Source organism: Tenacibaculum sediminilitoris, assembly GCF_964513795.1.
Taxonomy (GTDB): Bacteria; Bacteroidota; Bacteroidia; order Flavobacteriales; family Flavobacteriaceae; genus Polaribacter; species Polaribacter sediminilitoris.
Genome location: NZ_CAZEQR010000022.1, coordinates 111,776 through 133,434 on the forward strand (window position 1 = coordinate 111,776; position 21,659 = coordinate 133,434).

Here is a 21,659-nt window from a genome sequence, read left to right on the forward strand (position 1 = left end):
GTTAGCAAATGTTTAATTACAAAATTCTATACCCCAGTCAGTATGTCCTCTACCATCCCAACATTTCCAGTTCTTTTTTATGGAAAGAACAGTCCATTTGTTGTTGTTTTTCGTTAATTCCATAATATATTTCTCTCCTCTTACAGAATCATCCAGTAGATTATCGTGAATTAATGTTACTACAACATTTCCATTGTTGGAGACCTTTTCCAATAACTCTATTTTCTCATTTCCTTCGCTAGTTTCCACTTTGTTAGGATAAAACAACATCATAACTTCCTTGGGAGATAAATCCCCTTCCTTTTCGGCTAGCAGTTGATTCAAATTATCAGAACTTATTTCTTTAAATTTTTCATTATCATCTATAATCTTCACTAGAACTTCTTGTTCTTTTTGAGATAATGTAGTTTCTTTATTTTTCTTATCTGTCTTAATATTACAAGAAATTAGAGTAAATGTTAAGATTGTTATTATTGTTTTTTTCATAATCATTGTTTTTTAATGTTTGCTAACGGTTTTGTATATGGCTTGTAGTGTGTAAATTAACATTATCCTTTCGGTTAAGTACGAGCTAATTTTCTCATTAACCTGAGTTCGATTAATATTTATGATTATCTACTCTAAATTTACAGAAATATTTTGTTTAGTTGACAAGCTTTGTAAAGAATATGATTAAATTGTTGAAAAATCATTATTTGGTAACAAATCTAAGCGTCCACCAATAATATCTAGAAGTGAAGTGATGACCATTATGATTATTTTTTTCAGCTTAGTGGTTTTAAAAGTATTGCTAATACAGGTAACCCCACCATGTGTTAAACTCCATATTGTTCTTAATGATAAAGGAGAAATATTAATTTTTTGTATAACACAGGTTAGTTAAGATGATAGAAGTCCGTTAAAAAATGAACGCTTTTTAGATAAAATAATTGGAAAAATTTTTGCTTATAAAAGTCATATTCGAAAGGAACTAGCACAAATGCTTTTTATTAATGGTGTGCAACTTATAGCTCAAGTTAAAAAGAGTATGAAGAATTGTTTAATGACAATATTCTAGACGTAGAAGCTTTGGTAATTTTATAACAAACTTAACCTCTGTACTTATTGCATATAGTTTTTTACCTAAAAAACCTTCCATAAAATATCAAACTGTAAATACTCAGCAAATTTGTCTCTTTTAATAATCGAATTTAGGTTAATAGGTAATTAAAACAAGCTTTTGCTGTAGTAAAAGCTGGATTAAAATATGAAGAAAACTATAAAAAGTGTTTTGTTTAAAAAATTAAGTGAATTTTATTTGTTTTTAGTCACAGTTCTTTGTTGTAATGCGTTTTTTCTTTTATTTAAAATGAACATTAGTCCATTCAAACATCTTTTTATATACATTTTCTCTTACTAGTTTTTTAGAGAGAATTAAATCGTGCATGCCATTTTCTATTTCGCATGAAGTTACATTTCCCCTAATTTTATTAGCATAATATTTAATATGATTTACGTTCAACACAGCATCTCCTTCATTAAATTTATCAGACCATTTTTTTTCATAAATAGATTGACTACTGTACAAAACAAGTGTTGGTACATCTATAACTAAATTGTTTTGAATGTTTTTTTGTGCCTTATATATGGCGCTAATAAAACTTAGATTCACGTTAGGAATGTCATGAGGTTTCCAGTAGAGCGAATAGTTCCATTCTCCATATTTGTCGTTATGAAGGCTATAACCATATAATTTAGAAAAGCCACTAGAAATCAACTTGTTTGGAAAATACTTGCTTAGGTATGAAAGTACGGGAACCCCTATTTTTCGTTCAAGTACATTGAGATTAAATTCATAAAACGGACTGTTACAGATTATGCCATGAAATAAGTCGCTGTTTAAATGATTACCTGCATAATTTGTTACAATTAATCCGCCTGTAGAATGTCCCATTAAAATCACTTGCTTGTTCCTTTCAGATTTAATGATTTGTAAGGCAAGGTCTATTTCCTCATCATATTCTATTAAGGAACGTACATTGTTTAATTTTTGATGATTTAGGTGCGAACGTCCATACTTTCGTAAATCTAAAGCGTAGAAGCTATAACCTTGATTATTAAATTCTTTCGACATTTCTTCTTGAAAAAAATAATCGTTAAAACCATGTATGTACAAGATTGCCTTGCTTGTTTTTGTTAATGATTTCCTGCGAATTAATGTTGCAACTACTTCTCCTTCATAATCGTCATCAAAGGATAAAGTTAATTTAGTAAACCCATCACCTAAAACATCTGGAAGATAATTATTATTACTCTTTCCTGTTAATTTATTCGCTTTCATTTGAATTAGTTTTGAATGGTGTTCAATTTTCTTTTCTTGTTTTTGTTAAACAAGAATATTTTGAGCTGAAGCAGTATTACCATCGCGACAAGAGCAACAACCGTTATAAGAATTAACATGTTAACTTCAGATTTAATAGATGATAAATTACCACCATAAAAAGCGATTTTCCTAAAACCACTTAGAAATGATGTTGAAGGTATGCATTGCGCAAAGTTTGCAATAGCATTAGGAAAAGCAATTGTTGGCCAAGTAAACCCACTAAGTATAAATGCAGGTGTAGAAATAACCATTAAAAGTTCTGTTGCTTTTAATTGACTAGGAATTGCAATAGAAAATAACATACCAATACACATAGAGGCAAAGGATAAAAGTGTTACCAAAACCAACATAGGAAAATTAAAAATGTCAATATCAATTTTAAAATATGGAATCATTAAGCTAACAAGAAACCACATTATTGGTATCATTAATAAAAAAGGAAGTGATTTAAGCGTAATGTGATATAAAGAGTATTTACTCTTTTCTATTAAAACTTCAAAATGACCATCTTCAAAATCTCTAGAAAAAACCAATGCCATAGCCAAAAAGATAATTTGTTGCATTATGGCAGCAAGTAAACCAGGCAGCATAAATGCTACATAGTTTCCTGTAGAATTATAGAGCTTGTTAAAATTGATTTTAAAACTTTCAAAAGATGCTAAAGCTTGAGTAGGGTGAAGTCCTTGTTTTTTGAGCCCTTCAATTTCTATTCCAGCATTTAAGGTCATTAAAACGGATTGAATGTTTTTGCTAGCTGTATTCGCATTTAATATATTTGCCATATTCAAGTCAACCCTTATTTCAGGATGTCTTTTCTGGAGAATATCTGCTTCAAAATTGGCAGGTAAAGTAACCACAGCATCATATTGTTTTGTAGGCATTTCTGCCATAATATTACCTGGTGAAAACCGAACATCAGATACAAATAAAGCTTCATTATCCTCAAAGGCATCTATAATTTTATCTGAAGTTGGACTGTGATCTTGATCAATAATAACAATTGGTAAGTCAATCACTTTTGCTTGTTGATACACGTATCCAAATAAAATTCCATAAAATATAGGTGCTCCAATAAAAATAGCAAGCAATACATTATTTGAAAAAATACGTTTAAACTCAATTTTAAGTAATTTTAAAAAATCTTTCATGCTCGTTGATTATTTTATAAGAATGGTCGCATTTATGTAAAATTTCTGTTCGGAAATATCTGAAGTTGGAATGACCTTTAGTTCATAAATAGATTCCGATAGTTCGTATAAAGGAGCAGTGCTTGTAATATCAGCATACTGCGCTAATTGCTTTATGGCTACAATTTTTGTGTTGATTTCCTCTTTGGTATATGGGTTTATAAGTGTAAGTGGTTTGTCCACTTCAAAGTCATATATTTTTGATTCTGGTATAGTAAATCTAAAAAACACACTTTCTTTTTTATAGCCATTAAATAACGAATATCCTGGTAAAAGCAATTCTCCTTCTTTCAAACTAATGGTTTCAATAGACATAGTTGCAGGTGCAGTTACGAATTTTTCATTGGCTGCAGAAAGTACTTCTTCTTTCATACCAATTGCTCTATTTAATTGTCCTTTGGCTTGATCAATTTGCTCGATTCTTGCACTTTTGCCTACTTCTTTACGTTTGGCTTCTAGCGCAGAAACTTGTGCTTTTGCCATGTCGCGTTTCATTTTTACTTCATCAAATTGTTGCAAACTAACTAGCGAATCTTTATACATTGCTTGTAATCGATTATAAGATTCTTGTGCAAAATCCAATTGAGCCTTACCAGCAGTTATCTGACCGTCAATTTGATTTAATTGTTCAGCTGTGGCACCATTAAAAGCCATGTTTAATTGCCCTTTAGCAGCTGTTACAGCACCTTTTGCTTGTGTCATTTTTGCATTTACTTCTGGTAAATCTAGTAAAGCTAATGTATCTCCTTTTTTAACTATTTGTCCTTCTTTAACATAGATTTTACTAATTCGTCCTGGAAGTTTACTGCTTACAGCAATGGTTTCAAATTTTACTTTACCTCTAAAGGAGGTAATTTCCTTATCATTTCCACAAGAGATTATAGTAAGTATTGTAACACTAGCAATAATAATATTTTTTAATGATTTCATTTCCTTTGTTCTTTTTATTTGTATTAATAATTGAGAATCCCTTTTGCGTGTAGTAAATCGGTAGCCGCTCTACGCTGACTGTAATATGATTCTTGTAATTTAAAATTGGCTTTTTCTAAATTGTTTAAAGCATCGAGGACATCGCTTATAGATGCCAGATCATTTTTGAATTGTTTATTGATCATATCATAAGTGTCACTTGCTAATTCAATTTCTTTTTGATTTATTTTAATGTTTTGAAGTGAAGATTCATAGGCTAATTCTGCTTTAATAATGCTTAAGGAAATCATCTCATTAGCATCTTCTATTTGCTCTCTATATTTTTGACTTTCTATTTTAGATTTTTCACTTTTCAACCAGGATTGACGACCATCGAACACATTCCATTTAATACCAACAGCAACGTACCATTTTGGGGTTAATAAGGATAAGTCATCTTCAATAAATTCATAATGCCCTTTTAAAGCAAGTTTGGGTATAAAATTGCTTTTTTCCATTTTTGCCTTATATAGTGTCGCTTTTTCTGCTTCTTCCAAGGCTTTAATTTCATTTCGTTTTTCGGTACTTGATATGGAGTCCGTTGAAAATGAATGTAAGATTGGATTCAGAAGTCTTAAATTCTCTCTACTTTCACTAGTAAGTTGGTGGAGTACTTCTATTAATAAGATTTTATTATGGTTAAATTCCAATTCTTTAGAAGCTAATTGTTGCTGTGCCAATTCAATTTTTTTACGACTTATTGGTGTTGCTAAACCATTTTTAAGGGCTTTTTTTATATAGTATTTTTGCTCGTCTAAGTATTTTTTTGAAGTATTTAGTACGCGTTTAGAAGCGTATACTAATGCTAATTTATCATAAGTTTCAATTATTTTTAAAGCTATTTTATCCTTTTCGGCAACCCCTAAATAATTCAATGATGCTTCTAGGTGTTTACTAGCTTTAATAGCATTGGTCGCTTCAAATCCGCTAAAGAGTACCCAGTCTAAATCAACAGATGATTTTAAGATGTTTTTGTTTTGCAGGTTGGGAACTTCTGTTAAAGGTATATTCTCTGGAAAAGGACTATTAAAAGGAATTCCAACTGCTTCTTTAATAAGTAATTTTTGGGTAGAAAGCAATAAATTTTGTGTATCATCATCAAAAGTTAGGTCATCATTTAATCGAGTAAAATTTGCATTAAAAGTCAATTTTGGAAGAAAAACAGCTTTAGCCAATTTTTGGTCAATCTGGGACTGTTCCGTATTAAAATTCTGAATATTTACAGTATGACTTTTTTCTAGCCCTTTATTTATAAGCTCTTTTAGTGTTGGATCTAATTGTTGCGCCACAAATACGGATGGAATCAAACAGATAAAAACAATAAAAAGGATACTTTGTGTGGATTTGTTTTGATACATTACAAATGATTTTATAATTGCAATGCAAATATCATGAGTATATAAAAATTTTCATTTGACCTATATCAAAAAAATAAAAATGTATTTAAAGACCATTCCTTCTAATACGACTAAGCGTTTCTTGTGTCATTCCAAGAAAAGAAGCAATTTGGCTTAAGGGTATACGATGTGAAATATCTGGGAATTCAGAGATCATATAATCATATCGTTCTCTAGCAGTCTGAAATTGAATTGCATTTAGTTTATGAACAATTTTTGAAAATATTTCTAAAGTTAACAATCTAATAAATTTCTCCATGTTGTGGTATTTAGCTAATAAAAATTCCATTTTTTCATGGGTTATACTATACAAAATGGAATCTTCTAAGACTTCCAAATAGTAAAAACTAGGGCTTTGCTTAAAGAAACTATCTGCACTAGACATAAATTTACCAACACCAATAAACCATTGTGTTACTTCCTTACCATCTTCTTTTAAATAATAACTTCTGCCAATACCTTGTTCTATAAAATATAATTTATTGCAAACCTGACCCTCTTTTACTAGCACCCGACCTTTTGGAACATCTTCTTTTTCAAAATGCGAAAGAATATCATTTAATTCATCATGTGTAAATGGCACTAAGGTTATAAGAAAGTCGGTAATATTCATAAAATATTAATAGATAAATGTCTAGTCCTGAAATATGACTACAGTTTATAATTGAATTTAAGCTGATAATTTATATACCATATTTGGTATTTTATAATCTAAAGATACATGTAATCTTATTTCGTTGTATAAATTAATTACATTTTTTACAGCTCTTTTTGCAAATGCTACCTTATCAAAGGTCTGATTATTTTTTAGGAATAAACTCTAAAGCAACTCCGTTAATACAGTGACGTTTGCCTGTGGTGTTTTTAGGACCATCATTAAATGAATGTCCAAGATGTCCGCCACAAGTATTGCACTTTAATTCGGTGCGAGCATAGCCTAATTTATAATCAGTATCTAGTGCTACATTTCCTTTAATAGCTCTATCAAAAGAAGGCCAACCACTACCTGAGTCGTATTTGTGTTCAGATTTGTATAATGGAGTGTTACAAGCCGCACAAACATACACTCCCTTCTCTTTGTTATAGTTTAACGGACTAGAATTAGGACGTTCTGTACCCGCTTCTCTAAGCACATAATATTGTTTTGGTGTTAACAACTGTTTCCACTCATTTTTAGTTTTATTTACTTTGCGTTTATTTTTGTTCTGGGCGTTTGTAGTAGTACTAAAAGCTGCTATTAAAAGGAATAAAATAACTAATTTTCTCATGATTTTTGAATTATAAAGTCTACAATTTTGGAAGCTATTTTTGGGTTACGAAGAATCTTAGTGTGTCCTAAACCTTCCGTAATTAAAAGTTTTCCATTCTGTAGGTTTTGACGTATTGCCATGGCACAACTTACATCAACATCGCCATCAAAAGAATCATGAACTACTAGTGTAGCTGCTTTTATACTTTTTGCTTGAACGCTTGAAGAATGTATATCGATATCTCGTTGCCATTTTTTATCGAACAAATGCTTCATTTTTTGAGCTATAATAGGTTTTACTTGTAAGTTTTTAGTAAAGTTTAAAATAACATCCGAAATTTTGTCCGCAGCTCCAACTGTAACCAGTGTATTCACATTAAAACCTTTAGAAATAGCATTGTATAAACACATGCCTCCAAAAGAATGTCCAATAGCAGCTTCAAAAGGGCCGTATTGCTTATCGAGTTCAGCAATGGTTTCTATAAATTCAGGCATCTCAGTAGTTTTCCCTGTAGATTTTCCATGTGCAGGCCCATCAAACGAAATAATCATATACCCTTTTTCTAATAATTTGTCGGCAATCATATATAATTGAGTACTTCTTCCTGCCCAACCATGCACCCAGAGCACTTTTTTAGTAGAGTAACCATACGATAATACTTGAACATCTCTTGAAATTGATGGGATATTTATTGTTTTCTTTTGAGCACTCTCTAACATTACTTTTTCTCTTTCAGGTACAGGAAAGTTAACTGGAGTTGTAAAAAGCCTAGCACTAAACTTTGCCGCTTTATTTACAGATATAAACTGTAACGCTTTTGCAGAAAGAATAATAGGTTTCGGAATTTTAATACTTGGTTCAGCTGTTTTTGAATGCGTAAAATTCATGAATTAGTTTTTAAGATAAAGATAGAATTTGTAGCTTTAAAGACATAATATATTATGAACTTTGTGACAAAAAATATATTTAAGTGTCATAATTAATATATAACCATAAACGTAGAATTTTAAACTATTGAATAATGAAAAAAATAATAGCCTTATCTTTTTTAGCGGTTTTTTTAGTACAGTGTAGTACAGTACCAATTACGGGAAGAAAACGATTAAACTTTGTAAGTGATTCACAAATTTTACCTGCTAGTTTTGCTCAATATAAAGGGTTTTTAGCAGAAAATAAATTATCTACAAACACAACAAAAACAAACCAAATTAAACGAGTTGGTAAAAATATTTCTGCGGCGGTAGACCGTTTTATGCGTGCAAATGGAATGAAAGCAGAAGCAGATTCTTATAAATGGGAGTTTAATTTAGTAGAAGACGAAACTCTTAACGCATGGTGCTTACCTGGAGGAAAAGTAGTTTTTTATACAGGAATTTTACCTATTTGTGCTAACGAAGACGGAATAGCCTCTGTAATGGGGCATGAGGTAGCTCACGCATTTGCTAAACATGGACAAGAGCGTATGTCTACAGGTCAATTACAACAATTAGGAGGTATGGCAGTGGCACTAGGTACTCAAAATAATAAGAATGCTAATATGTGGAATATGGCATATGGATTAGGTACACAGGTAGGAGTAATGTTACCGTTTAGTAGAAGTCATGAAACAGAAGCTGATAAATTAGGTTTGGTTTTTATGATTATGGCTGGATATAATGGTGAGGAAGCTGCTGAAGTATGGGTAAGAATGAGCCAACGTGCTGGCGGTGCAGGTGCACCACCTGAGTTTATGAGTACACACCCATCTAACCAAACTCGTATTCAAACCTTAAGAAACTTTTTACCAGAAGCTAAAAAATTGGCAGCAAAATACAACGTGCCTGCTAGTAAATAAGATTAATAAATTATAGTATATTGAAAACCCGTTCATGTTACATGAGCGGGTTTTTATTCCTTATAGGGTAAATATTCTGAGACTTGCCTAGTTAGTAAATGATTAAAGTTTGGAAACGTGACTCCATTAAATGTTCCATGAACTTGCCCCAGAGAAATATACTCTATTATTTTTTGGCAATGATAATGTTTCCTGAAACGTTAGAAATTAGTTCTAGAATGACGTTTAGGCTTTTTTGTGATGGTAGGTTATGGCGGTTAGGGTTTGTTCAAGTAACCTTTAAGCGTTTACCAGATAATATATAATAAAAAACCTAATGTCTATGCAATGGACTGTATTGTGTTTAGCACTCTTCTTTTTAACATAGTTTCTTATTTTAAATACATTTAAAAAGAAAAAAAACGTAGTGTAACTAAAATGGTGAAGGAGCTATAAAGCTTACTTGTTTTTTAGAAGTAGGATGCTCGAATGTAATATTTTCAGCGTGTAAGTACAATCTATCTGCTTTTTTTCCATACAAATCATCACCTACAATAGAAGTGTTAAGTCCTAAATAATGAGCAGCATGCACACGTAATTGATGTGTACGCCCAGTAATAGGATAAAAATATACTTTGGTTTTATTTTCTATAACTTCAACAGTTTCCCATTGGGTCAACGCTTTTTTTCCATGTTGATAACAAACAAGCTGTTTAGGGCGATCGTTTAAGTCTACTCTAAGTGGTAACTCAATTGTCCCTTTTTTATCGGTTAAAAGACCTTCTAATAAAGCGACATAACGTTTTTGTATAGTTTTATTTATAAATTGTGCTTGTAGGGCTTTGTAAGTCTCTTCGTTTTTAGCAATTAACAAAAGTCCAGAGGTTGACATGTCTAAACGATGCACTACTAAAGGACCTGTAGCATTAGGGTATAATCTTTGAATACGGTTATACACAGAATCTTTGATTTCTTTTCCCGCTACCGATAGTAATTCATGTGGTTTGTTAATTACCAACAAATCTGCATCTTCATGAATAATTGTAATTTTTTTTTCTTCTTTTAATTGGGCAATTAACGGGTTTTCTTCTAAAGTAAGCCCTTGTAGCATGTGTGCTAAAATAGGTTTGCATTTACCTGTACATGCTGGGTAGTAGTTTAGATGTTTTCTTATAGAGGTTTGCAAAGGTTTACCCCACCAAAACTCAGCCATACAAATAGGTTTTAATTGGTGTTTATATGCATATTGCAATAATTTCGGAGCGCAACAATCACCTGCACCTGCAGGAATATTTTGTGTAGAGTCTTTAAAAATAGCTAAAAGGCTTTGACTATCTCCTTGATAGTTAAGGAAAGCATATTTTTTAAATATTTTTTGTTGGATCCATGCTGAAAGGTTTGCACGTTGTTCTTTTAACTGATGAATATGATATTGTAGTGTATTGTATGTGTTTTTTAATGGAGCTATTTTATCGTTTAAATACACTTCGTATTCACGTAAGTAAAACTCTTCATTAATATTTAACTGATTGTTTTGCTCTCCTAATTGTTTTCTAAGTTTTCTTTGCTGTTTTACTTTTAACTGTTCTTCAGCTAAAAGTATTTCGTGTAGTTGTTGCGTTTTTTGATATGCTTTTTTTGTTTTAATAAAATTAGAGGAGCTTTCTAGGCTTTCTATTTTATGGGTTAACTCATTAAGTTGTTCTTCTGTTTCAAGATAGAATTCGTTTGTATCTAAAACATTAAATACCGGAGGAACAAAGTGTTGGTGCTGTGTACTATTAGCTAGTTTACCAGAAAAAGCGGCCAAATATCCTAAATTTCCATTTTGTTGTTGTACAACTAAAACCCCAAACATTTTCCCCACGGCATTTGTACTCTTAGGGTTTTTAATTCCGAAGTTATGAGAGAAATCGGTTTGGTGTGTTAAATAATATTGGAGTTCTTTAGCAGCTATTTGGGCAAGAGCATGAGGCGAATAATTATGAGGATAACTGAACTTTTTAGGTAATTCAACATTAGAAATATCCGAAGAAAAAGAAATTGTTTTTGTCATATTAAAAAAGAAAAAGTGTTGCTTTCACAACACTTTAAACGATTACTATCTGTAAATCTTATCGTATAAGTCTTTGTAAATGTCTTTTATTATTTTTCGTTTCATTTTCATTGTAGGAGTAAGGTGACCACTATCGATAGACCATTCTTCTGGAGTTAATTCAAACTTTTTAATGGTTTCCCATTTTCCAAATTTTGTATTTGCGTAATCTACTTCTTCTTGAATACGCTTTATTACCTTAGGATTACTAACTAAGTCTTTATTATCACTTACAGTAACATTATGTCTTTGCGCCCATTCGCGCACAAACTCGAAGTTTGGCTGAATAAAAGCAGCTGCCATTTTTTCTCCTTCACCAATAACCATTACTTGTTCTATAAAACGAGATTGCTTTAACTGACCTTCTAATAATGGCGGAATGATATATTTACCACCAGAGGTTTTAAACATTTCTTTAGTTCGTCCAGTTATTTTTAAGAATCCATCTTTACAAATTTCACCTTTATCACCTGTATGGAAATATCCGTTTTGTAATGCTTCAGCTGTTTTTTCAGGGGCTTTGTAATATCCTTGCATAACGTTAGGGCCTTTTACTAGAATTTCACCGTTATCAGCTATTTTTACTTCAACTCCTTCAATTAACTTACCTACAGTGCCTATTCTAAAACCACCATTACGCATATCATTTACTGAAATTACAGGAGAAGTTTCTGTAAGTCCATAACCTTCCATTACGGGCATTCCAGCAGCAGTAAAAATTCTTGTTAGACGTGGTTGTAAGGCTGCAGAACCAGATACCATTAGTTTTAATTCGCCCCCTAAAGCAGCCTGCCATTTAGAGAAAATAAGTTTACGAGCGATGCTAAGCTTTTTCTCATACCACCAACCATTTGAACCATAAGGCTCATATTGCAATCCTAATTCTATAGCCCAAAAGAATAATTTCTTTTTAATTCCTGTTAAGTCAGCTCCTTTGGCATATATTTTATCATATATTTTTTCGTAGAGCCTTGGTACGGCAGTCATTACATTAGGTTTTACCTCTTGTGCATTTTCGCTTAACTTGTCGATAGCTTCTGCAAAGTAAATTGAGATTCCACAGTATTGGTATAGATACAAAATCATACGTTCAAAAATATGACAAACAGGTAAGAAGCTTAAAGCTTTTCCTTGACCATATTCTAACGGAACTCGTTTTTCGCTGCTTAAGACATTTGAAACTACGTTTTTATGACTCAGCATAACTCCTTTTGGACGTCCTGTGGTTCCTGATGTATAAATTAAGGTAGCTAAATCATCAGTTTTAATAGCATTTTTACGCTCTTCAACTTCATTCTGATTGTTTTCGTCCTTTCCTAAATCTAAAACTTCTTGCCAGCTTTTTTCTCCTTTAATATCATCAAAAGTAAAAACTTCTTTAAGTTTTGTATTAGCTTTTATTTGATTAAGTTTTTCTAAAATTGTATCATCAGAAATAAAACAATAAGTAGCTTCAGAATGGTTTAAAATATATTCGTAGTCTTCTTTAGATATAGTTGGATAGATAGGAACGTTTTGAGCTCCTGTTTGTAATATTCCAATATCACAAACATTCCATTCAGTTCTATTGTTTGTTGAAATCACTGCGATTTTATCGTTAGGTTGAACCCCTAATCGTAATAAACCTCTACTTATAGCATTGGCTTTTTTAATATATTCACTTGTTGAAATAGATTGCCATTCTCCATCTTTCTTTGTGATAAAGGCTTTATCTAAATTATATTTTTCTAGTTGATAATAGGGAAAGTCAAAAAGACGCGTAATTTCAATCGACATATGTTCAAATATTTGGGCTTTGCAAAGTATGAAAAATAGCTCGATTGCACAAGTTGTAGTTTAGTGGTTGATTTATTGAGGATTATATATTTTTTGGTATAGATTATTATATTTTTCTAAGATAATTTTTCGTCTCATTTTTAATGTGGGAGTTAAATGACCTGCATCTATAGTCCATTCATCAGGAGTTATTTCGAAACGTTTTATTTGTTCCCATTTTCCAAATTTTTGGTTGTAATATTCTATTTCTTTTTGTATTCGTTTGATGAGTTTTTCATCTGTAGTAATATCTGTAATTAGATGTTGATGTCGTTTGGCCCATTCTTGTACAAAGTCGAAAGCAATTTGTATGAAAGCCGCGGGCATTTTTTCTCCTTCACCAATCACCATTACTTGTTCTATAAAACGTGATTTTTTTAATTCACCTTCTAAAATAGCAGGAGCGATATACTTACCTCCTGAGGTTTTAAAAATTTCCTTTTTTCTATCAGTAATTTTTAAAAAACCTTCTTTGTCTAATTCACCGATGTCTCCAGTATGAAAAAAATCATTCACAATTACTTCTTTAGTTTTTTCTGGCGCTTTATAATATCCCAACATTACATTAGGGCCTTTTACTAAAATTTCTCCGTCATCAGCTATTTTTACAGTGGCTTTTTCGATGACTTTTCCTACAGTTCCTATTTTAAAGCCATTATTTCTTATATCATTTACAGAAACGGCAGGAGATGTTTCGGTAAGTCCGTAACCTTCAAATACAGGAATACCAGCCGCAGTAAATACTCTTATCAATCTAGCTTGTGTTGGGGCGCTGCCTGCTAGCATAAACTCTAATTGCCCACCTAAGGCTTCTTTCCATTTAGAAAAAATAAGTTTACGAGCTATAGAAAGTTGAAATTCATACCACCAACCGTTTTCTTTATATGGTTGGTATTGTTCACCTAATTGTAATGCCCAGTAAAAGAGTCGTTTTTTTATACCTTTTAAATTACTTCCTTTATCTACGATTTTATCAAAAACCTTTTCGAGTAATCGAGGAACAACTGCCATAAAATGAGGCTGAATTTCGCGTAGATTTTCTCCAACTTTATCAATGCTTTCTGCAAAATGAATCTCAAAGCCCATGTATTGGCTATAATAAGATGCAGCACGTTCAAAAATGTGACATATAGGAAGGTAGCTTATTACTTTTTTTTGATTGTCTTGTAAATTAACTCTTTTTCCTACGGCAAACACATTACTAACGATGTTATGGTGTGATAACATAACACCTTTTGGTACTCCTGTTGTACCAGAAGTGTAAATAATTGTAGCTAGGTCTGACGGTTTTATAGTTTCTTTTAAGTTGTCTACTCTAGGTTGAAGTGTTTCATCTTTACCAAGATTAAGAAAAGAGTTCCAGCTGTAATCAGTATCTAATTCTTCAAAAGTGAACACTTTTTTAAGTTGAGTTTGTTCTTTAATTTTGATTACTTTTTGATATAGCTCATCATCAGAAACAAAACAATAAATACTGTCAGAATGATCTAATATATATGCATAATCTTTTTCAGAAAAAGTAGGGTATAAAGGAACATTTACAGCACCAATTTGCATAATACCAATATCTAATAAATGCCATTTTGGTTGATTTACAGAAGTAATTACTGCAATTTTATCTCCAGATTTAACTCCAAGGTTTAGTAATGCCTTACTTATGGTGTTAGCGTCTTCAATGTATTTTTGTGTAGAAATACTTTTCCATTCGTTATTCTCTTTAGAAACTAAGCAATTTTGTTGTGGATAGTTTTCTAGTTGATAGTAGGGAAAATCAAAAAGACGTGTAACTGTTGAAGATATATGCATGCAAATGGTTTTGTTGATGCATAAATCTAAGAAAATAAATGAGATGAAAGAAAAATAAAATGTTGAAAGCTATTATAGATCGACACTGATTTGAAACATTATCAGATGGAGATATTAAAGAAATAGGGATTAATAAGCCTATTAAAATAGGAATCTTTACACCCCATACTTCACTAGTAAAAGACAACAGTACTGTGTTATTTTATGAGTCTGAACAATTGACTAAAGAACTTACTGAAGTTAGATGTATAGTAAATGAAAAACCTAATTATATTGCTATAGATCCTTACGGAACAAGAAATGATGAAAATTTAGTAGATAATGTGGTAGAGCTTTAATTTTAGTTAAAGTATTTATAAAAAAAACTCAAATGTTAATTATTTGGCAATCATATTTTTACATTTGAGTTTAAACTTTTACCAAATGACTAAATATATTACGCTATTACTTACTTTATTTTGTACCCTTTATTCATTTTCTCAAACACAAGATAGTAAAGTTACCATAGGAACTAATTATACTATTAAATCAACTATTTTAAATCAGGATAGAGAGATTCAGGTTTATTTACCCGATAGTTATACTACTTCAAAAGAGGAATATCCTGTTTTGTATATTTTAGATGGTCAGTGGTTTTTTACCAATGGTGTTGCTATTCAGAAATCATTGAGAACACCAGGAGCAATTCCAGAAATGATTATTGTTGGTATAAAAAATGAAAATCCTTTAAGAAGAACTCTTTTTAATGGAGAAAAGAAAAAATTTACCTCTTTTTTAAAAGATGAAGTAATTAAATTTATAAACAATAATTTTAGAACAACGAATGAACGTATTATTTATGGCTGGGAGGCTGCTGCATATTATATAAGTGAACTTGTTTTAGAAGAAAAAGACTTATTTCAAGGAGCAGTTATAACAGATGGAGGTTATGCTTCTGAAAAGCTAGTTGAAAGTTTTAAATCAGATAGTGATGTGTATTTATACATAGCAAATTCTAAAAGAGATATATATTATATTGAATCTACAGAAGAGTTTAATAGAATATTAAAAAAATACAATCCTGAAAATTTACTTTGGAAATATGAGTTATTTAATGATGAGGTACATGAAACATTGCCACATTTGGCTATGTACAAGGGTATTATGTATTATTATCACAATTACGATTCATTGGTGTTTGAAAGTATTGAAGCCTATGAAAAAGCAGGAGGAATACCTTATCTAAAATCTTATTTCAAAGAAAGAGCTAAACGTTTTGGAGGTGATGAAAAAATAGATAACAGTACAAAAAACGCATTGATTTGGTTAGCATGGAAACATGATAAATTTAAATACTTTAGTTTTTTTATGGAAGAATTTAAAGACGTTTTAAAAACTAAAAGATATCAAAGTGCGTATTGGCAAAACAGGTTAGGACAGTTTTATTTAAAGCATAAAGATTACAAAAACGCTATTAAATTTTTTGAAAGAGGCATAAAAGATTATCCAAATTCTAAATTTGATAAGATGATGAAAGAAGGTTTACATGAAGCAAAGAGTAAATTGTAAATGATTCATATAGAAATTTAAAATGCCTCATATTTGAGGCATTTTTTGTTTTATGCATTTAAAAAATCTTTTAACTCTTGATATGAGATAATTTGTATAGCTTCTTTTTGTTTGTCTATTACAGATGCTATTTGCGAAGGGATTTCAACAGTTACATTTAAAACCTCTTCAACAACATCTAAAAATTTTACGGGATGTGCAGTTTCTAAGAAAATTCCAAACTCGTTTTGTAATCCGTATTTTTTCAATCCTAAATAGCCAATGGCTCCATGCGGATCAGCAATATAATTAGAGTTCTCATAGATGTTTTTCATAGCGTCACGAGTTTCCTCATCAGAAAAAGAAAAAGAAGAAAATGCAGCTTTTAAAAGCACTAAATCATTATTAAATAATTCTTGAATTCTGATAAAATTACTCGGATTTCCAACATCCATCGCATTCGATATGGTTGCTTTAGATGGTTTAGGGTGGTATTCACCACTTGCTAAATAATTAGGAACAGTATCATTTACATTGGTCGAAGCCACAAAATGTTTGATAGGTAAACCTAGTTTTTGCGCCATAATACCTGCGCAAATATTCCCAAAATTTCCACTAGGTACTGAAAAAACTACTTCTTTATGTTGTTTATACACTTGTTTATAGGCAAAGAAAAAGTAAAACATTTGTGGTAACCAACGTGCAATATTTATAGAGTTTGCTGAGGTTAACGTACGATTGATATCTGCATCTAAAAAAGCAGTTTTTACCATATCTTGACAATCGTCAAAAACACCGTCGACTTCTAAAGCAGTAATATTTTGCCCTAAAGTTGTCAATTGCTTTTCTTGAATATCGCTTACTTTTCCGCTAGGGTAGAGTATGACTACATCTACACCTTTAACTCCTAAAAAACCATTGGCAACAGCACCTCCAGTATCACCAGAAGTAGCAACCAATACAGTTACTTGTTGATCTTTATCGCGATTAAAATACCCTAAGCAACGTGCCATAAAACGAGCACCAACATCTTTAAAAGCCATGGTAGGTCCGTGAAATAATTCTAGTGTACCAATATTTTCTTCAATAGATACCACAGGAAACTCAAAATTGATGGTTTCTTTAATGATTTTTTGTAAAACGTTTTTTGGGATTTCATCACCCACAAATTGCTTAATGGCTTCATACGCAATTTCTTCATTAGAATATTCACCAATGTTATCAATAAATTCTTTTGATAGTGGCGTAACGTTTTCAGGAAAATACAATCCTCTATCTGGAGCTAATCCGTTTACTACAGCTTCTTCAAAGCTAACGTTTGGTGATTTATGATTGAGACTATAATAGTTCATAATTTCGTGTTTAGTGTTGTTCTAAAATTTTAATTCCTTCTGTATTGATTTTAGAAAGAATCATATTAAAATCAATTTGTTTGTCTTGGTACGTGTTTTGTATGGTTTTGTAAACATTTTCAGCAGTTTCATCACCTCTACATAAAGTGAAAATAGTTGGACCCGAACCTGAAATTCCTGCTCCCAAAGCTCCTGCTTTAATTGCTTGTTGCTTCACTTCATCAAAATGTGGTATCAGATGTTTACGAGCAGGCTCAACAATGATATCGGTTAATGAATCGGCTATTAATTGATAATCATTCGTATGCAATCCACTAATTAATCCGCCAACATTGGCCCATTGCGTAACCGCATCTTTTAAAGTAATTTCTTTCGGCAATACCTCTCTGGCATCTTTGGTTTTCACTTCAACTTGAGGATGAATGGCCACCACTCTTAAATCAGCAGGTACAGGAATTTTTACAATACTTAAAGGTTCATAACTGCGCACCAACGTAAAACCACCATAAATAGCTGCAGAAACATTATCAGCTATTGGAGTTCCGCAAGTAGCTTCTTCTCCTAACATGGCAAACTGTGTCAACTCAAGAGGGGAGAAGCTATTTCCTAACAGCTGATTTACACCAAACGCAGCACCCGCAGCACTGGCAGCACTACTACCCAAACCACTTCCTGGCGTATATCCTTTGTGAATGGTGATGTCGATACCAAAATCAGCAGGATGTTTTTCTAACATCGCTAGCGCAACCACTCCCGCAGCATTTACTTGTGGGTCAGAAGGTAAATCAGCTCCAGTTATTTGGGTAATTCTTACACCATTTGTAGCTGTTTTGGTAAAAGTCATGGTATCACCAACAGTTTCGAGTGCTAAACCTAAAGCATCAAATCCGCAGGAAACATTAGCAACAGTGGCAGGTGAAAATATTTTTAAATAGTTCATTTTTTTGCGATTAAAAACAAGTCGGTATCACCACCTTCTTGATATAGTTTGGTGTAATTTTCTAAAATTTTGAATTCTTGTTCTTCTAAAGCTTCAATCAAGTATTCTGGTTCATGATAATGGATAAACATCGAGTTTTTTCCATCCGAACTAGCAGTTATACGAGAGTCTTTTTTGTAATTCCCAATCATGGTGCTGATGTATAATAATCCGTTTGGATGTAACATCGTAGCAGCATCCTTTATAAGTTTTAGAGCATCCTCTTTAGTAAGATACGGAAAACAAAATCCGAAGATAATAATATCAAAACCTTGTTGTAAACTAGTAATATCTCTACAATCTAGTACATTAAATGAGGCTTTCGGATTGTTTTGTTTCGCTAAACTCACCATTTTTTCTGCTGCATCAGTTCCTAAAACAGAAAGGTTAGGGTTTTTCTTTAACAAGTATTTCGTAATATTTCCAGGTCCACAAGCTACATCCAATACTTTTTTATGACTTGGTTTTATGTGGTTTACGAGAGCATTATAACTATGATGATACACGGTAGCCTCCATAAATTTATCTTGATATGCTTGTGCTATTTTATTGTAAACATCAACAGTATTTTGTTCTTGGTTTCCCATAAGTTACTTATTTCCAATTCGTATAACGTCAGCAAAAATTCCTGAAGCGGTTACTTCAGCACCTGCACCGGCCCCTTTTATTTGTAACGGATTTACAGGATATCTATCTGTAAAAAACAAGACAATGTTGTCGCTTCCTTCTAAATTATAAAAAGGATGGTCAAACGGAATGTGTTGCAAACCAACACTAGCTTTTCCATCATTGAATTCAGCAACATATTTTAAACGACAATTTTTGTCGGCAGCTTCTTTGTATAATTGTTGAAATTGTGCCTCAAATTCAGTTAAAGAAGCATAAAAATCATCATTATTAGTGGTTCCTAAACTCTTTTTAGGTAAAAACGAATTGTTTTCAATATCAGAAAGTTCTAACTCATAACCACTTTCACGTGCAAGAATTAATATTTTTCGAGCTACATCCACACCACTCAAATCAATTTTAGGGTCAGGTTCGGTGTATCCTTGTTCTTGTGCTTGTTGTACCACATCATGAAATGAAGTATTCTCGTTAAAATTATTGAAAACAAAGTTTAGAGAACCTGATAACACGGCTTGTATTTTATGTACTCGATCACCAGAAGCAATTAAGTTTTTAAGCGTATCAATAATAGGTAAACCAGCCCCCACATTAGTTTCAAACAAAAATGGTACACTGTATTTTCGTGAGATATATTTTAACTTTTTGTAATTATCTAGTTCAGAAGCACAGGCTATTTTATTACAAGTAACCACCCCAATATTGTTGGCTAAATAGTGTTCGTATACCTCAGAAACTTTTTGATTAGCCGTATTGTCAATAAAAACCGAATTACGAAGGTTTAACGCTTTTGTTCTTTCAAAAAAACGTTCTAAAGTACTTGCTTCTCCGTTTTGTAATTGTTCTTTCCATGATTTTAAGCTGATACCACTTTCATCAAAAACCATTTGTTTAGAGTTAGAAATACCCACAACACGTACATTCAGTTTTAACTGTTCTTTTAAGTATTTTTTCTGCTGATGGATTTGTGCTAAAAAGCGTTCACCGACGTTTCCTACACCCGTAACAAACAAGTTTAATTGTTTCACTTTTTCTTCAAAAAACTGCTCGTGTAATGTGTTTAATGCTTTTTTGGCATCAGAACTATCGATAACAGCAGAAATGTTTTTCTCTGAAGCACCTTGAGCAATGGCACGAATATTTACGTTGTTTTTGCCTAAAGAGCTAAACATTTGTCCACTTAAACCTTGGTGATTTCTCATTTTATCACCTACCAAAGCGATAATAGCCAATCCTTGTTCTACTATAATTGGGTCTATTTTATGACGCTCTATTTCAAAAGCAAAGGCATCGTTAATTTTTAAGGCAGCTTTTTCGGCATCTTCATCATAAATACCCACACAAATAGAGTGCTCAGAAGAAGCTTGAGTAATCATTACCACGTTAATGTTATGTGCAAATAGGGTTTCGAACAAACGTTTAGAAATGCCAGAAACGCCCACCATGCCACTTCCTTCTAAAGTTAGCAACGTAATATTTTCGATATAAGATATTCCTTTTACTGGTTTTCCGTTTTCTGTAATTTTAGAAATGAGTGTTCCTACATTTTCGGGTTCAAAAGTGTTTTTTATTCGAATAGGAATTTCCTTTTCCAACACCGGTTGAATTGTAGGAGGGTAGATAACTTTCGCTCCAAAATGTGATAATTCCATGGCTTCTTGATACGAAATATGAGGAATAGGAAATGCCTGCTTTACCATATGCGGATTCGCAGTGTACATACCACTAACATCTGTCCAAATTTGTAATTCATCAGCATTGACAGCAGCGGCATAAATAGCCGCAGAATAATCGGAACCTCCACGTCCTAAAGTAGTTGATTTCCCTTCTTTTGTACGAGCTATAAAACCAGGTAACAAAGTTACTTGGTGCTTATTTTTGTCAAAATACTCCTTACAATTGGCGTTAGTTAGTTGAAAATCAACTTGTGCTTTATCAAAAGTATTGGAAGTGATGATTAATTCTCTACTGTCTTTATATACCACATCTAGTTGCTTACTAGCTATGCTTGCAATAATATAAGAAGATAATAATTCACCAAAACCACTAATCGTAGCTAGCGTTTTGGGTGTAATTTCGTTTAGTAACAAACAACCTTCTAACAAGGTTTTTAATTGTTTAAAAAGGGATGCTATATAGGTTTTAACTTCTTCTTGCTGATTATCAGGGACTAATTTTTCAATTACTTCAAAATGTACTAATTCAACTTCTTTATAGTTTTCAAGATAATGAGCATCGTTTTGGGCAGCTTGTTCAGCCGAGGCAATGAGTTTATTCGTTGTTTTACCAAAGGCTGAAACGACAACGGCAAGTTGGTCGTTTACGGAAGCATTGGCTATGATTTGTACTACTTTTTCTATATTTTGAGGGTTGGCTACTGAGGAACCACCGAATTTTAAAACGTTCATTAAAAAAGAATAATAAATTAAAAATAAGATTTTAGTGCTATTTATCTGTTTTCAAGTCTTTTGAAAAAATAAATA

Annotated in this window: 17 protein-coding genes and 1 pseudogene; 3 read left to right on the forward strand and 15 right to left on the reverse strand. The window is 32.0% G+C overall.

The window, feature by feature from the left end; all coding sequences use genetic code 11:
* Positions 1-12: 12 nt before the first annotated feature.
* Positions 13-486, reverse strand: a complete 474-nt coding sequence (locus ACKTSW_RS07560; RefSeq protein ID WP_408024668.1) for a hypothetical protein — start codon at positions 484-486, stop codon at positions 13-15.
* A gap of 121 nt (positions 487-607) precedes the next feature.
* Here ACKTSW_RS07560 and ACKTSW_RS14310 point away from each other — a divergent pair.
* Positions 608-1,181, forward strand: a pseudogene (locus ACKTSW_RS14310) (transposase).
* 158 nt (positions 1,182-1,339) lie between these two features.
* Here ACKTSW_RS14310 and ACKTSW_RS07570 read toward each other — a convergent pair.
* The 7 genes from ACKTSW_RS07570 to ACKTSW_RS07600 form a co-directional block, all read right to left on the reverse strand.
* Positions 1,340-2,320, reverse strand: coding sequence for an alpha/beta hydrolase (locus tag ACKTSW_RS07570; protein ID WP_408024669.1), 981 nt, complete (start codon positions 2,318-2,320; stop codon positions 1,340-1,342).
* A 5-nt stretch (positions 2,321-2,325) separates the two neighbouring features.
* A complete protein-coding gene (locus ACKTSW_RS07575; protein WP_408024670.1) occupies positions 2,326-3,510 on the reverse strand; it encodes an ABC transporter permease in 1,185 nt (394 codons plus the stop codon).
* A 9-nt stretch (positions 3,511-3,519) separates the two neighbouring features.
* On the reverse strand, positions 3,520-4,479 hold the full coding sequence (locus ACKTSW_RS07580) for an HlyD family secretion protein (protein WP_408024671.1): 960 nt from the start codon (positions 4,477-4,479) through the stop codon (positions 3,520-3,522).
* A 23-nt stretch (positions 4,480-4,502) separates the two neighbouring features.
* The gene (locus tag ACKTSW_RS07585; RefSeq protein WP_408024672.1) at positions 4,503-5,876 is read right to left on the reverse strand and encodes a TolC family protein; all 1,374 of its coding nucleotides are present in this window, start codon (positions 5,874-5,876) and stop codon (positions 4,503-4,505) included.
* An 85-nt stretch (positions 5,877-5,961) separates the two neighbouring features.
* Positions 5,962-6,528: a Crp/Fnr family transcriptional regulator gene (locus ACKTSW_RS07590; RefSeq protein ID WP_408024673.1), complete on the reverse strand. Its 567-nt coding sequence runs from the start codon at positions 6,526-6,528 to the stop codon at positions 5,962-5,964.
* Between the two features lie 187 nt (positions 6,529-6,715).
* Entirely contained in the window at positions 6,716-7,183 is a 468-nt protein-coding gene (gene msrB, locus ACKTSW_RS07595; protein ID WP_408024674.1) for a peptide-methionine (R)-S-oxide reductase MsrB, read from the reverse strand.
* Positions 7,180-8,052: an alpha/beta hydrolase gene (locus tag ACKTSW_RS07600; RefSeq protein ID WP_408024675.1), complete on the reverse strand. Its 873-nt coding sequence runs from the start codon at positions 8,050-8,052 to the stop codon at positions 7,180-7,182. The genes msrB and ACKTSW_RS07600 overlap by 4 nt, the downstream gene beginning before the upstream one ends.
* A 134-nt stretch (positions 8,053-8,186) precedes the next feature.
* Between ACKTSW_RS07600 and ACKTSW_RS07605 the strand changes: the two genes are divergently transcribed.
* A complete protein-coding gene (locus ACKTSW_RS07605) occupies positions 8,187-8,999 on the forward strand; it encodes a M48 family metallopeptidase (protein WP_408024676.1) in 813 nt (270 codons plus the stop codon).
* A 412-nt stretch (positions 9,000-9,411) separates the two neighbouring features.
* Here the strand turns inward: ACKTSW_RS07605 and ACKTSW_RS07610 are convergent, their stop codons facing one another.
* From ACKTSW_RS07610 to ACKTSW_RS07620, 3 genes are all read right to left on the reverse strand, one after another.
* Complete coding sequence (locus ACKTSW_RS07610) at positions 9,412-11,034, reverse strand: RluA family pseudouridine synthase (protein ID WP_408024677.1); 1,623 nt, start codon at positions 11,032-11,034, stop codon at positions 9,412-9,414.
* Between the two features lie 45 nt (positions 11,035-11,079).
* Positions 11,080-12,849 carry an AMP-dependent synthetase/ligase gene (locus ACKTSW_RS07615; RefSeq protein WP_408024678.1) on the reverse strand — a complete coding sequence of 590 codons (1,770 nt, stop codon included), beginning with the start codon at positions 12,847-12,849 and terminating at the stop codon, positions 11,080-11,082.
* Positions 12,850-12,921: 72 nt separating this feature from the next.
* On the reverse strand, positions 12,922-14,694 hold the full coding sequence (locus ACKTSW_RS07620) for an AMP-dependent synthetase/ligase (RefSeq protein ID WP_408024679.1): 1,773 nt from the start codon (positions 14,692-14,694) through the stop codon (positions 12,922-12,924).
* 423 nt (positions 14,695-15,117) lie between these two features.
* Between ACKTSW_RS07620 and ACKTSW_RS07625 the strand changes: the two genes are divergently transcribed.
* Entirely contained in the window at positions 15,118-16,242 is a 1,125-nt protein-coding gene (locus ACKTSW_RS07625; protein ID WP_408024680.1) for an alpha/beta hydrolase-fold protein, read from the forward strand.
* Between the two features lie 50 nt (positions 16,243-16,292).
* Here ACKTSW_RS07625 and thrC read toward each other — a convergent pair whose 3' ends face one another.
* The 4 genes from thrC to thrA are packed head-to-tail and all read right to left on the reverse strand — an operon-like array spanning position 16,293 to position 21,584.
* A complete protein-coding gene (thrC, locus tag ACKTSW_RS07630; RefSeq protein ID WP_408024681.1) occupies positions 16,293-17,573 on the reverse strand; it encodes a threonine synthase in 1,281 nt (426 codons plus the stop codon).
* A 10-nt stretch (positions 17,574-17,583) separates the two neighbouring features.
* Complete coding sequence (locus ACKTSW_RS07635; RefSeq protein ID WP_408024682.1) at positions 17,584-18,513, reverse strand: homoserine kinase; 930 nt, start codon at positions 18,511-18,513, stop codon at positions 17,584-17,586.
* On the reverse strand, positions 18,510-19,139 hold the full coding sequence (locus ACKTSW_RS07640; protein ID WP_408024683.1) for a class I SAM-dependent methyltransferase: 630 nt from the start codon (positions 19,137-19,139) through the stop codon (positions 18,510-18,512). The genes ACKTSW_RS07635 and ACKTSW_RS07640 overlap by 4 nt, the downstream gene beginning before the upstream one ends.
* Positions 19,140-19,142: 3 nt before the next feature.
* On the reverse strand, positions 19,143-21,584 hold the full coding sequence (thrA, locus tag ACKTSW_RS07645; RefSeq protein WP_408024684.1) for a bifunctional aspartate kinase/homoserine dehydrogenase I: 2,442 nt from the start codon (positions 21,582-21,584) through the stop codon (positions 19,143-19,145).
* Positions 21,585-21,659 lie beyond the last annotated feature (75 nt).

What these genes read in the sequence shown, in the direction of transcription:
- ACKTSW_RS07560 (WP_408024668.1), bottom strand. Translation starts at nt 486, where the DNA reads ATGAAAAAAACAATAATAACAATCTTAACATTTACTCTAATTTCTTGT.
- ACKTSW_RS07570 (WP_408024669.1), bottom strand. Translation starts at nt 2,320, where the DNA reads ATGAAAGCGAATAAATTAACAGGAAAGAGTAATAATAATTATCTTCCA.
- ACKTSW_RS07575 (WP_408024670.1), bottom strand. Translation starts at nt 3,510, where the DNA reads ATGAAAGATTTTTTAAAATTACTTAAAATTGAGTTTAAACGTATTTTT.
- ACKTSW_RS07580 (WP_408024671.1), bottom strand. Translation starts at nt 4,479, where the DNA reads ATGAAATCATTAAAAAATATTATTATTGCTAGTGTTACAATACTTACT.
- ACKTSW_RS07585 (WP_408024672.1), bottom strand. Translation starts at nt 5,876, where the DNA reads ATGTATCAAAACAAATCCACACAAAGTATCCTTTTTATTGTTTTTATC.
- ACKTSW_RS07590 (WP_408024673.1), bottom strand. Translation starts at nt 6,528, where the DNA reads ATGAATATTACCGACTTTCTTATAACCTTAGTGCCATTTACACATGAT.
- msrB (WP_408024674.1), bottom strand. Translation starts at nt 7,183, where the DNA reads ATGAGAAAATTAGTTATTTTATTCCTTTTAATAGCAGCTTTTAGTACT.
- ACKTSW_RS07600 (WP_408024675.1), bottom strand. Translation starts at nt 8,052, where the DNA reads ATGAATTTTACGCATTCAAAAACAGCTGAACCAAGTATTAAAATTCCG.
- ACKTSW_RS07605 (WP_408024676.1), top strand. Translation starts at nt 8,187, where the DNA reads ATGAAAAAAATAATAGCCTTATCTTTTTTAGCGGTTTTTTTAGTACAG.
- ACKTSW_RS07610 (WP_408024677.1), bottom strand. Translation starts at nt 11,034, where the DNA reads ATGACAAAAACAATTTCTTTTTCTTCGGATATTTCTAATGTTGAATTA.
- ACKTSW_RS07615 (WP_408024678.1), bottom strand. Translation starts at nt 12,849, where the DNA reads ATGTCGATTGAAATTACGCGTCTTTTTGACTTTCCCTATTATCAACTA.
- ACKTSW_RS07620 (WP_408024679.1), bottom strand. Translation starts at nt 14,694, where the DNA reads ATGCATATATCTTCAACAGTTACACGTCTTTTTGATTTTCCCTACTAT.
- ACKTSW_RS07625 (WP_408024680.1), top strand. Translation starts at nt 15,118, where the DNA reads ATGACTAAATATATTACGCTATTACTTACTTTATTTTGTACCCTTTAT.
- thrC (WP_408024681.1), bottom strand. Translation starts at nt 17,573, where the DNA reads ATGAACTATTATAGTCTCAATCATAAATCACCAAACGTTAGCTTTGAA.
- ACKTSW_RS07635 (WP_408024682.1), bottom strand. Translation starts at nt 18,513, where the DNA reads ATGAACTATTTAAAAATATTTTCACCTGCCACTGTTGCTAATGTTTCC.
- ACKTSW_RS07640 (WP_408024683.1), bottom strand. Translation starts at nt 19,139, where the DNA reads ATGGGAAACCAAGAACAAAATACTGTTGATGTTTACAATAAAATAGCA.
- thrA (WP_408024684.1), bottom strand. Translation starts at nt 21,584, where the DNA reads ATGAACGTTTTAAAATTCGGTGGTTCCTCAGTAGCCAACCCTCAAAAT.